Source organism: Photobacterium sp. SKA34 (assembly GCF_000153325.1).
GTDB lineage: Bacteria > Pseudomonadota > Gammaproteobacteria > Enterobacterales > Vibrionaceae > Photobacterium.
In genome coordinates this window covers 1,349,441-1,360,066 of sequence record NZ_CH724141.1, presented here as the reverse complement: position 1 = coordinate 1,360,066, position 10,626 = coordinate 1,349,441, and the positions used below count along the sequence as shown (strand labels likewise).

General features: G+C 37.3%; 12 protein-coding genes and 1 pseudogene. 2 read left to right on the top strand and 11 right to left on the bottom strand.

Annotated elements, in window-relative coordinates:
* A partial coding sequence (locus SKA34_RS07305) for a DUF4397 domain-containing protein (protein ID WP_069358464.1) occupies positions 1–1,236 on the top strand: 1,236 nt, incomplete at its 5' end.
* A gap of 130 nt (positions 1,237–1,366) precedes the next feature.
* Here SKA34_RS07305 and SKA34_RS07300 read toward each other — a convergent pair.
* The 11 genes and pseudogenes from SKA34_RS07300 to SKA34_RS07250 all read right to left on the bottom strand — a co-directional run bounded on the left by SKA34_RS07300 (position 1,367) and on the right by SKA34_RS07250 (position 10,004).
* The gene (locus SKA34_RS07300) at positions 1,367–1,744 is read right to left on the bottom strand and encodes a hypothetical protein (RefSeq protein WP_006644865.1); all 378 of its coding nucleotides are present in this window, start codon (positions 1,742–1,744) and stop codon (positions 1,367–1,369) included.
* A 137-nt stretch (positions 1,745–1,881) separates the two neighbouring features.
* Positions 1,882–2,445, bottom strand: a complete 564-nt coding sequence (locus SKA34_RS07295) for a pyridoxamine 5'-phosphate oxidase family protein (protein WP_369750661.1) — start codon at positions 2,443–2,445, stop codon at positions 1,882–1,884.
* Between the two features lie 380 nt (positions 2,446–2,825).
* Positions 2,826–3,485: a hypothetical protein gene (locus tag SKA34_RS07290; RefSeq protein ID WP_006644863.1), complete on the bottom strand. Its 660-nt coding sequence runs from the start codon at positions 3,483–3,485 to the stop codon at positions 2,826–2,828.
* A 312-nt stretch (positions 3,486–3,797) separates the two neighbouring features.
* Entirely contained in the window at positions 3,798–5,330 is a 1,533-nt protein-coding gene (locus tag SKA34_RS07285; protein WP_006644862.1) for a phospholipase D family protein, read from the bottom strand.
* Positions 5,331–5,791: 461 nt separating this feature from the next.
* Positions 5,792–6,250: pseudogene (locus tag SKA34_RS07280) on the bottom strand (N-acetyltransferase family protein).
* Between the two features lie 352 nt (positions 6,251–6,602).
* A complete protein-coding gene (gene arsC, locus SKA34_RS07275; RefSeq protein ID WP_006644860.1) occupies positions 6,603–7,022 on the bottom strand; it encodes an arsenate reductase (glutaredoxin) in 420 nt (139 codons plus the stop codon).
* A 4-nt stretch (positions 7,023–7,026) separates the two neighbouring features.
* Positions 7,027–8,088 (bottom strand): ACR3 family arsenite efflux transporter, encoded by a 1,062-nt coding sequence (gene arsB / locus SKA34_RS07270; protein WP_006644859.1) that lies wholly within the window; start codon positions 8,086–8,088, stop codon positions 7,027–7,029.
* 4 nt (positions 8,089–8,092) lie between these two features.
* On the bottom strand, positions 8,093–8,812 hold the full coding sequence (gene arsH, locus SKA34_RS07265; RefSeq protein ID WP_006644858.1) for an arsenical resistance protein ArsH: 720 nt from the start codon (positions 8,810–8,812) through the stop codon (positions 8,093–8,095).
* Between the two features lie 52 nt (positions 8,813–8,864).
* Positions 8,865–9,188: a metalloregulator ArsR/SmtB family transcription factor gene (locus SKA34_RS07260; protein WP_083784359.1), complete on the bottom strand. Its 324-nt coding sequence runs from the start codon at positions 9,186–9,188 to the stop codon at positions 8,865–8,867.
* A 196-nt stretch (positions 9,189–9,384) separates the two neighbouring features.
* Positions 9,385–9,570 (bottom strand): hypothetical protein, encoded by a 186-nt coding sequence (locus SKA34_RS07255; RefSeq protein ID WP_006644856.1) that lies wholly within the window; start codon positions 9,568–9,570, stop codon positions 9,385–9,387.
* A 68-nt stretch (positions 9,571–9,638) separates the two neighbouring features.
* Positions 9,639–10,004 (bottom strand): hypothetical protein, encoded by a 366-nt coding sequence (locus SKA34_RS07250; RefSeq protein ID WP_006644855.1) that lies wholly within the window; start codon positions 10,002–10,004, stop codon positions 9,639–9,641.
* A gap of 270 nt (positions 10,005–10,274) precedes the next feature.
* Here SKA34_RS07250 and SKA34_RS07245 point away from each other — a divergent pair, with 270 nt between their 5' ends.
* Positions 10,275–10,595 (top strand): hypothetical protein, encoded by a 321-nt coding sequence (locus tag SKA34_RS07245; RefSeq protein WP_006644854.1) that lies wholly within the window; start codon positions 10,275–10,277, stop codon positions 10,593–10,595.
* The last annotated feature ends 31 nt before the right edge of the window (positions 10,596–10,626 follow it).

Sequence of the window (10,626 nt, the reverse complement as noted above, 5' to 3'; positions counted from 1 at the left end):
CGCATGCAAGTTCGGATAGCTCCGCTTGGTTTCTATTTTAATAGGATGGGTGATGTGGTAAGTGGCTTATCTAATGTTGATTATCAACAAGGTAGTCCATTACTCACTGTTGATGCAGGTAGTCATGAGCTGATTGTACGTGGACTTCTAGCAAACGATGCTACCGATGATGTGATCACAAGAAACGCTATAAACCTCGCACCAGATATGCAATATGACGTCTTTGCTGTAAATAATGTGCGTGATATAGAACCGGTGATCCTTTCTCGTTCTAATGAAGTCCCTGATGATCAATCTATTCGCATCGATGTGTTACATGGACACCCAGAAGTTGGTGGTGTTGATATTCACGTAACAACCGATCCTAGTATCAGTACAGATACAATTGCAGTTTCTGATCTTACCTTTAAAGAAGATGATGTGAACCTACCCGTTACACTTCCAGCTGGTGATTATCGAATAAGGATAACGTTAGCAGGCAAAAGCACTGATGCCGATGTGGTATATGACAGTGGCAACATCGCATTAGATGGTGGTAGCGACTTAATGGTCACAGCAGTACCTAATGTAAGCGGTGGCGCAGTTTCCCCTGTAAATCTTCTCGTTGCGGACGGGTCGACCGTTAATGTACTGAGAAACACTGGCGAAAACTCGACCGTGCGCGTTGGCCATGCCGTCGCTGATTTAGGTGATGTCGATGTAAGAGCCAGTGGTAATGTTGTGCCTGGACTTGATTCGATCAGCTATGAAACAATTAAAAGCCTTGATTTAGCACCGACCACTTATGATTTAACTGTCACTCCTTCTGGAGCAACAACACCTGAAGCTATTAAAGCTCCTGGCACCACTTTTTTAGCTGGCTCTGAAACAACCATTTTTGCCGTCGGACAATTTACCGCTCAGTCTATAGAGCCTATTGTTATTGAAGATGATTTAAGAAGTATTGCGTCATATGCAAAACTAAGAGTCGTTCACGCTAACCCAATAGCTGGCACAGTGGATATTCATGCAGCCCCAACAGGCATAGGCTTCTCAGCCGATACTGCGGTATTAAAAAATGTAAATTTCAAAGACTCTGCTGTACTTAATGTGAATGAAGGTAATTATGATTTTGCCGTGGCAGAAGCAGGGACAACCAATGTATTGCTAACAACGACCGATGTAGCTCTTGCGGGAGGTAACGTGGCAACCGCATTTGCAACTGAAAATTCAATTGCATTAAACGTCGACAAATAAAAACCTTAAAAACATAACAAAAAGTCCGTAATCTTTTATTACTAGGCACTAGTAACAAATTAATTGCGGACTTTTTCATTGGTACTACGCTTTCAAAAGCATTACCTTATAATTGCAATGCTAAATTAAACTAATCATCAATACTGCAATCAGTGCAACTTAGCAGTAAGATTTCGTGTTCAAATACACCTACATCACTACCATCAGCAAAAAGCTCAGCAATTTCTTCTGCTACTTCTTGTTCATCTTCAGCTTTAACTTGGTTCGCTAATTCTTCTTCAGAATAACCGTAGAAATTAAGCAGTAGATAATCACGAGCTTCATCTTTTGTACAAGTTACGTTCACCGACACTTCTGGCTCAACGTTATCTTGCGCAATAATCGCAGACGCTTGTGCAATAACATCTTCTTTCATCGCTGCGGTTAACCAACCAAGATCAATGCTTACTGTGTTTTTTTTACAGTTAAAACATGGCAGTTTTTGAAAGTAATATTGAAAGTCAGTCATAGATAATTTCTTCTTTAAATGTTGTTTTGCAAGATTATGAGCGTTTTCTAGCAAAATACTAGCGCAACAGGCTGTGAATATTAAATTATAGTGAGTGGTTTGATGAAGTATTAAGCACGAAATAGACGTTTATTTCGTTACTCTACGTCTAAGCCAGATCTTTTCGCAATTTCAGTTTCAAAGCCATCGATACTGTTTTGATTCTTTTTGAGCCAGTATTGCTCTATTCCTTCGACACCTTGTTTTTTTGACCAATTCGCCAAGTCATCACGATCCCCCTCATAGCTAAAGTACGGAACCGACTTGCCACAAGACGACTGAACAAAATCAATATCTAAGATAAATATTTGTCTAGAAGCGACACTTTCTGGAAATCGCTGCACAAACTGGCCCCATTCCTCATCTTTAGCGTGTAAGACCTTTGCCTTCCCATATACTCTAAAAATGAGCGGAGCTCCTTCAAATGCACAGAACATGAGTGTCATTCGTGAGTTCTTAATAACATGTGATGCAGACTCATTACCGCTGCCTGTTAAGTTTAACCATGCTATTTGCTTTGAATTGATCACTCTCAAGGAATCCCCCCCTTTGGGCGATAAATTCACATTACCGCTCTCAGCGGCAGTACCAACAAAATAGATTTTTTGGTTTTCGATAAACTCTATATGTTTATCTGATAATTCAGAAAATTGTTTACCCAAAATAGTCATCTCCATATTAAGTATTCAATACAAGGGATAGCGCCTAATTTAGGACAAACTAGTTGGCTATACGTTGAGGTACAAAATACATCTTATTATTTGTCTATGAGATCACCTAATTCTATTTACCTCCCCCCGAGATGGCAGAAGAGGAAAGTGATAAACCTTAATTCTGAATTAGATACAAATTCCCCGTTTCAAATTTATTCTCAACGCTACATTAACCCTATAAATAAGTTTAAATGCAAAATTGGGTAACAAATAAACTTAGAACCCAACCGTGAAACAATAGAGAAAAGAGCAACAGTTTCATAAAAAGAAAAAGCCAACATTAACTGCTGGCTTTTCTTTTATTGTCACAAATTAATACATGCTTGGAATTACATGTATTGAGCGCAACTTACAACCATGTTAGTAGGAGAAAAACGTTTAATGATTAGCACATTTGCATAGTAACGCTCTGCGTACTCATCACTTTCACCGTTGATAGCGACTTCTTTTGATTCAAAATCAACGACCAAGTTATTGGGTAGTTTACTTTTACGTAAGTACTTTATAACCCAATCACTTGTATCTAGTATAGTAGGAAACACTAGCGCACATTCACGCACCGTATTTTCCTTTGTATAAAACTCAAACATACTAACGAAGCGTTTAATTGCCTTCTTAAGATCTGAGCTAGACATCTCAAAATCTTTTACATCAATAAAAAATGTATCTTTTGATTTATCATTTGAAAGGAAGATATCAACGCTTCCATCAACTTTATTATCTTTTTTCCATAACTTAGCTTTTTTCTTAAACTTTTTATTTAAAGTCACTTCTTCTGGAACGATAGCATAAGGGATTCTTTTTTTATTCTGATCTAACTCAATAGTGAAATCGTCCCCTGAGTGATGATAAAAGCCTTTCATTAATTCTTGTGCAATTACAACTTTATACATGTACTCTGTATTAACGTTTAAAATGCTTTCTTGATATAACCAGTTTTGTTGAACTGAGCGATCTAAGCCATTAAACAATCTATCTTTAAATTTCATACAAACCCTGTAATTATCTAAATTCTAGTCTTAGGAGAAACCTAACACTTACAGATGAAACACATCTTAATATCAGTATTTATATATCGTATCATTTGATAGATAAAGATACACAAGGTTTTAACAATTAATCTTATTATAACAAAGCACCTACAGGATTATTAGAAATAATTATCATTAACGCTTTTGTTTGTATTAAATAATACTGCTATTTGTTCTGTAATTAAATTAAAAGCGAAATTAATTCCCCAAACTAATAATAATAAAACCAATCTAGTAGCTGGCTTTTCAATCTATTTGTATTTTTAGCGCTTACAAATACTTTTCTATAGGCAATAACTGTAATAATTCTGATTTCATACGATCCCATTGCTTAGTGTTCGGTTCACTGTCCCATGTTTCGTTACCCGAATGCCAATACACATCGCCATCATCAAGACTTAAATGCCAACTGTTAGTGTCTTGCATTGCGCCCTCTAAGGTCGTAGCCAGCTCGGTGGCAATCTTAGGGTTTTCAATCACCAATAGCGACTCAGTATTTAGATAGGTAGAACGTAAATTGAAGTTAAATGAGCCAATCGTCGCTATTTGATGATCAAATACCGCTGATTTAGCGTGTAAACCGTATACCGCATTCGGTGCACATTTGTCGTTATCTTGGATAACAATCTTGCATAATTTAGCGTCAGGCTTTAATTCATATAAATCCATACCACTTTCTAGCATGTCTTGGCGACGGCCTGCATAACCAGAGTGATTCGTCACAAGATCATTTGATGCCATTGAATTTGTCAGCGCTTTGATCTCCACTCCCTTTTGCGTAAGCTGCTGTAAACCCGCTAGCTGTTTATCATCAAAGACTAAATATGCCGATTCAATGATGATGTCATTTTTTGTATTTTTCGCCAATTGAGATAAATACTGCGCCGTTGCTTTTGGCTTATCAGTATTATCAACATCATCAGGAATCGGCTTATCTGCAATATATGTGGCTTTGACTCCACTCATCTTCTTTAACAGCGTTGATAAGTATGTCATGGCAGCCTTCTGGCTTTGAGGCAATGCCGGATAATTTTTATATTCAGGTACAGGAATAGTGTTAAGCATTAACTGTGGTAGTGGCTTAGCTTTATCTCTCAATAAATTAACTGAATATGCCCATTCACTATTCCAATAATCATAAAAGCTGTGCTGAACATCAGCGACAACTTTTCCACTTGCTAATACATCACGATCACGCAAATTCAGCTCATGGGAAAGATCAAAATACTCATCACCAATATTACGTCCACCAACAACCGTAAAAGCACCATCAACAGTAAAAGATTTATTATGCATACGACGATTTAAACGTGAAAAGTCTCCTACAAAACTTATCCATTTGCCAGCATTACGGGTTGGGATAGGGTTAAAAATGCGGATCTCGATATTAGGGTGCGCATCGAGTTTTGTTAGCAGTGCTTCACGATCGTTCAGGTTAATATCATCAAGCAACACACGAACATAAACACCACGATCAGCGGCTGCGACTAAACGACTCGCTAAATAACGACCAGAAATATCTGAATTCCAAATATAGTATTGAATATCTATCGTATGTTCGGCAGCTTCAACCAAAGCTAGACGTTGCGCCAATGCATCCCAGCCCGTATTTTGCACCAGAACTGCGCTTGGTGTTTGTGGCGTTATAAATTGATTGTGGCGATCGTTTAATGACGATAAATCACTGGTTAATTTCGGTGTTAGTGGCGCATCAAGATGTTCTGCTTGTTTAGGCAGTGACGAACACCCTGTCAGAATAGTGATAAAAATAACACTTGCACCTATCACTTTTTTTATTGGCATGTATAACAATATCCTTATTCTGTAAGATGCGATTCATTCGTTTTTGATTTAATTTCATACCCGTATTGCCATTATTTAATAATAGCCAGCAACAAGCTAGTTATCTAAACAGTCAATCAAATACCGTTAAGCCAACCACACTCATTTCACCATAATCTATTTCCTTCATTGTTAACTTTTCGTCATCGAATACTAAAAATACTAGATTTGTACTTTTTGTTACCGAAAGGATTTAAGCGAGTACGTGATTATGGTTTGCTATGTGGTTGTAATCAGAAATAGCGTCATGGAGTTAACGCTTCAGAAATAAAGAAGATTTCATTATCAATCCGCGTGCTAAATTTATTGATTCACACCAAGGATAACGCTCGACTTCTTTTTCGCATGACCCGTCATGATATTTCCAATACTTACTTATATAAGGTGGCTTAGGCTTGTCCTACACTTCGGATATGTGCGTGCTAATTGAGGTACTTTTGCCAATGTTGCTGCCCTTTCAAAACTACTCTGTAATCTTCGTAGTCCAATGAGCTATAGAGCTATTTAGCTTTAACATTATCATCACCGACCTCTAATGTGATTTTGAAGTAATCATTATCACGACAATACTGTTCGATACCATTCAGTTGCGCCTTGCCAAGACCTTTACCGCGAAAGTAGTCAGACAACATAAAATCATGAATATTCATATCTCTTTGCGCACGATAAGTTGAGAACGATTCAAAGCAAACAGCAAAACCGGCAGGCTTATTGTCGACAAAACTGATAAATCCGTGGAAATAAGGCAACGCAAATAGCTGAGCAATTACTGAGAGATCTAGTTCAACTGAGAATCCAGATAGGTACTCTCTGAACAAAGTCTCGAATATACCTTTATCCTCAGTGCTTTCTGTTTCAATACGCCTAATTGTGATTTCCATATTCATTTCCACCAAAGCACATAACAGTATATTAATAAGAGTTCTTACTTTTACGCTTTATTAATACAGTAAATATTCAACACTCTAATAAATAAAAACATTTATTTTCAATATCTTAGCCTAAAAAACACTTTTAATTGGTTGATTGCTCTTTATAAAAGTAAGAACTGTTTTTAACCCGTCGGATTAAACATACAACAACGAATAAAACCATATATATCAATACCTAATGAAATTAAGATAATTAATAAATTGAACTTTGTCTTATCATCTAAACGAAAAAAGCTCTGACTTTCATCAGAGCTTTAAACATGTCTATTTATACTTACTTAAGTTGTAGTGGCAAAAGCAATTACAGTAGACGGTTTCCGTTGGAGTCGATAATAACTTCACCATCTTCCTTGATTAGTGGTCCTTTTGGCCAGTTTTCAAGCACATCTAATACCTCTTCACTAGGGCGACACAGTTTTACACCTTTAGCCGTACATACGATTGGGCGGTTCACCAATACAGGGTGCTCTAGCATGGCTTCTAGAATCACTTCATCTGATACGCTTTCATCTAATAAACCGAGCTCTTTAGCTGGCGATTTACTGGTACGTAATGCGGTACGTGGGGTTAAATTTGCCGCTGCAAATAACGCTTGAAGCTGAGGCTTTGTCCAACCTTCTTGAATGTATTCAATCACAACTGGCTCATAGCCTGCATCTTGGATAATTTGCAGCACATTTCTTGAGGTACCGCATTCTGGATTATGGTGAATAACAACCATGTTTTTACTCTCCGTGTACTTTTGAAATAGTGTTTGATGCAGTTTCGTTTTCATCAAACCAATGGCGGGTTCGGTTAGCGAACCATACTAAAGACAACATAACAGGTACTTCCACCAGCACGCCAACCACGGTGGCAAGTGCCGCACCTGAGTGTAAACCAAACAGTGAAATGGCAACGGCAACGGCTAATTCAAAGAAGTTAGAGGTACCAATCATACATGCAGGTGCTGCAATGTTATGGGCTAACTTCATGCGTTTTGCTGCCCAATAAGCAATGGCAAAAATCGCATAAGTTTGAATCAATAGTGGAATAGCAATTAATACAATCGCTTCAGGGTTAGCGATAATTGTTTCAGCTTGGAAACCAAACAGTAGAACGACTGTTGATAACAAACCAATAATTGACCAAGGTTTTAACTTAGCTAATAGGTTATCTAAACGAGAATGATCGTTAGATTTATCTAGCACTTTACGAGTAATGGCACCGGCAACTAATGGGATCACGACATACAGCACCACTGATAATACTAAAGTATCCCAAGGCACAGTAATGTCTGTCACACCTAACAAGAATGCAGCAATAGGTGCGAAAGCAAAGATCATGATCAAATCGTTTACTGATACTTGCACCAAGGTGTAGTTCGCATCCCCTTTGGTCATTTGGCTCCACACAAATACCATTGCGGTACAAGGTGCAACACCTAATAAGATCATACCTGCAATGTATTGAGAAGCGGTTTCTGGCTCAACCCAAGAGGCGAAGAAAACTTTGAAGAATAGCCAGCCAAGAAACGCCATACTAAAAGGTTTTACTAACCAGTTGATCACCAGCGTTAGTACTAGGCCTTTCGGTTTTTTACCGACATCTTTGATCGATGAGAAATCAATCTGCATCATCATAGGGAAGATCATTAACCAAATTAATACCGCAATGACGATATTAACGTGCGCGTATTCTAGCGATGCCACCACACTAAATAATTGCGGGATTGCACTGCCAAGAATAATACCGGCAATAATGGCAGCCCCTACCCAAACGGTTAAGTAACGTTCAAAAAGTCCCATTTTCTTACCCTTCTTTTTGGTTTACACGTTGCATTAATTGCTCTACACTTTCGACACGTTCTGAATAACGATCGACTAAGAAATCACTGTTATCACGCGTTAATAGCGTGAATTTCACTAGCTCTTCCATTACATCAACGATGCGGTTGTAATAACCTGATGGCTTCATACGATCGTTATCGTCAAACTCTAAAAACGCTTTCGCTACTGATGATTGGTTAGGAATAGTCACCATACGCATCCAACGACCCAATACACGAAGTTGATTCACCACGTTAAATGACTGTGAACCGCCACACACTTGCATTACGGCTAATGTTTTACCTTGAGTTGGACGAACAGCCCCCATTGAAAGTGGGATCCAATCAATTTGCGCTTTCATGATCCCTGTCATAGAGCCATGTTTCTCTGGTGAGCACCACACTTGTCCTTCTGACCAGATAACAAGATCTCTTAACTCTGCTACTTTTGGATGCGTTGGATCTTCTGCATCTGGCAGTGGTAATCCTTCTGGATCAAAAATACGGACTTCTGCGCCCATTTTTACTAATAACCGCGCTGATTCTTCAATCACTAACTTACTAAATGAACGCTTACGTAATGATCCATAAAGCAACAGAATACGCGGTTTATGGGTTGATTTCGGCGCAACTAAATCTTCTGATCTCGTAACATTGAACTGGTTTTCATCAAGATTTGGTAACGATAAGTCTTTAATTTCCATGTTGTGGCCTATGTATAAATAGTCTTTAACTCTGTCACTAATCGATATGTAATTAGCAACTAGAACAATCTGATTCGAGTCGAGATAAACAGTCTTCTAAATATTTATGACTGTTTTGTGACGATGTTGAAATTATCTCGCTCATCCAAGGTGTTATTGCAGGATTCAGTCGGTAATACACCCATTTTGCTCGGCGCTCATCGACCAACAATCCAGTACGACGTAATTCTGCTAAATGACGAGACACTTTAGGCTGGCTAGTATCTAATGCTTGTTGTAAATCACACACACAAAGTTCCCCTTTCAAACTAAGGAGCATTAGTACTTTAAGGCGAGTGTCATCAGCCATTGATTTGAAGAGAGATAGTGTTTCCATAAACTCACATGCGATTTTTCATATATATGATTTTTAATATATGTATATACACTTTTAATGTCAACAGTGAACCTAGAGTGAAAAAGGGTTTATTTGATGTATTTTAACCTTCCGAGAGGAAAAGGTGATTTTAGAGAAGTTAAAAGTGGGATACCAAACTATAACCATATCCCACCAATAGGCAGTGGTAAGCGTTTTATTCTACAGTGTTACAGTGTTTTTCAATGAAATTATAGCTATGCCCTGCATCGATACAGCGATCAATTGTCACGAATTCATGAAGTGTTTTTACCGCATAAGCAAAGGTTATCAACATCGTCACTCTTATAGTGACATCAACCCAACTCCCCCTTCCCCAGAGTGCTTTATTCTTTGATTTCATAATCCTTTATCCTTTTCCATAGCGGCGGTATAACGTTATAGCGATAACTTTAAGAAACACAAAAGCACCTATGATTTATTAGTAGGCGCTCGTTTCGCTTTTTTATTTAACCAATGATCACTGTCTATCTGCGTATTATTTCTTGGTAGTGTTTTTTTCTTGCTTGTTTTCTTAACAGGCCCTGTCGCATCAGGTTGGCAACGCTTTTTTATACCTTGTTTTTTAATCGGTTTTTCTTCGATGATGTCATCTTCAATAATACTGTCATCTTCTTCACTCTCACTATCTTGCATTGATTGATAAGTGTTCAAGCGAATTTTAAGAAAAGAAAAAAAACTGCCATGTGATTTCTTTTTTTGTTTTTTTATAACAAGTAAATTAAAGACAAGAAACAAAATTATGAAGGGAACAAACCACAGTACATCGTTAAACATTAAGTTGTCCTCCTTTAAATTTAAACAAAGTCATTTTTAATTACATTTATTATAACGAAATATTTTCATAAACTTAGTAAAAAATGATAAACAACTCTATTGTTTAATCAAGTTAAATGCTTATTAATATATAAATAACTCGTATTATAGATAAGTGGTATAGCCAGATGGTAGAATCATTTATTATTCTGTTCGGTAGTATTCTATTGAGTCTTGCTGCATTCTAATTTGAAACACGACATAATCAAGATTTACAAAATGAGAATATTCATGAAACTTATATCTACCCAGATCATTATTTTAAGCTTTTTTTTACTCGCTGGTTGCGTAACTGAAAGTGTGAGGGTTGTACCCAAAAAAGTCAGTGTAAATGCAGGTATTGACTTTAACCCGTGCGGGAGTGAGGTAAAAGGTTATCAATTTTCACAGCAAGGTATGATCACTATTTCCTGCGTAAACGGGATGGTTTATTCTGTCCGCAATCAACAAGAGTTAAAAAAATTAAAGGAAGATGTTATCAAATGTCAAGAAAATGGCATTAATGATTATTCGGTTTGTTTAACTGTTAAAAGAAATAAGGTTAAAGATTAAATATAATCTAAAAATTAAATATAGATTTACA

Bases quoted from the DNA above. Each gene is read 5' to 3' on its own strand.
- SKA34_RS07300 (WP_006644865.1), bottom strand. From the start codon at position 1,744: ATGACTGACTTTCAATATTACTTTCAAAAACTGCCATGTTTTAACTGT.
- SKA34_RS07285 (WP_006644862.1), bottom strand. From the start codon at position 5,330: ATGCCAATAAAAAAAGTGATAGGTGCAAGTGTTATTTTTATCACTATT.
- SKA34_RS07245 (WP_006644854.1), top strand. From the start codon at position 10,275: ATGAAACTTATATCTACCCAGATCATTATTTTAAGCTTTTTTTTACTC.
- arsH (WP_006644858.1), bottom strand. From the start codon at position 8,812: ATGGAAATTAAAGACTTATCGTTACCAAATCTTGATGAAAACCAGTTC.
- SKA34_RS07255 (WP_006644856.1), bottom strand. From the start codon at position 9,570: ATGAAATCAAAGAATAAAGCACTCTGGGGAAGGGGGAGTTGGGTTGAT.
- SKA34_RS07290 (WP_006644863.1), bottom strand. From the start codon at position 3,485: ATGAAATTTAAAGATAGATTGTTTAATGGCTTAGATCGCTCAGTTCAA.
- arsB (WP_006644859.1), bottom strand. From the start codon at position 8,088: ATGGGACTTTTTGAACGTTACTTAACCGTTTGGGTAGGGGCTGCCATT.
- arsC (WP_006644860.1), bottom strand. From the start codon at position 7,022: ATGGTTGTTATTCACCATAATCCAGAATGCGGTACCTCAAGAAATGTG.
- SKA34_RS07250 (WP_006644855.1), bottom strand. From the start codon at position 10,004: ATGTTTAACGATGTACTGTGGTTTGTTCCCTTCATAATTTTGTTTCTT.
- SKA34_RS07260 (WP_083784359.1), bottom strand. From the start codon at position 9,188: ATGGAAACACTATCTCTCTTCAAATCAATGGCTGATGACACTCGCCTT.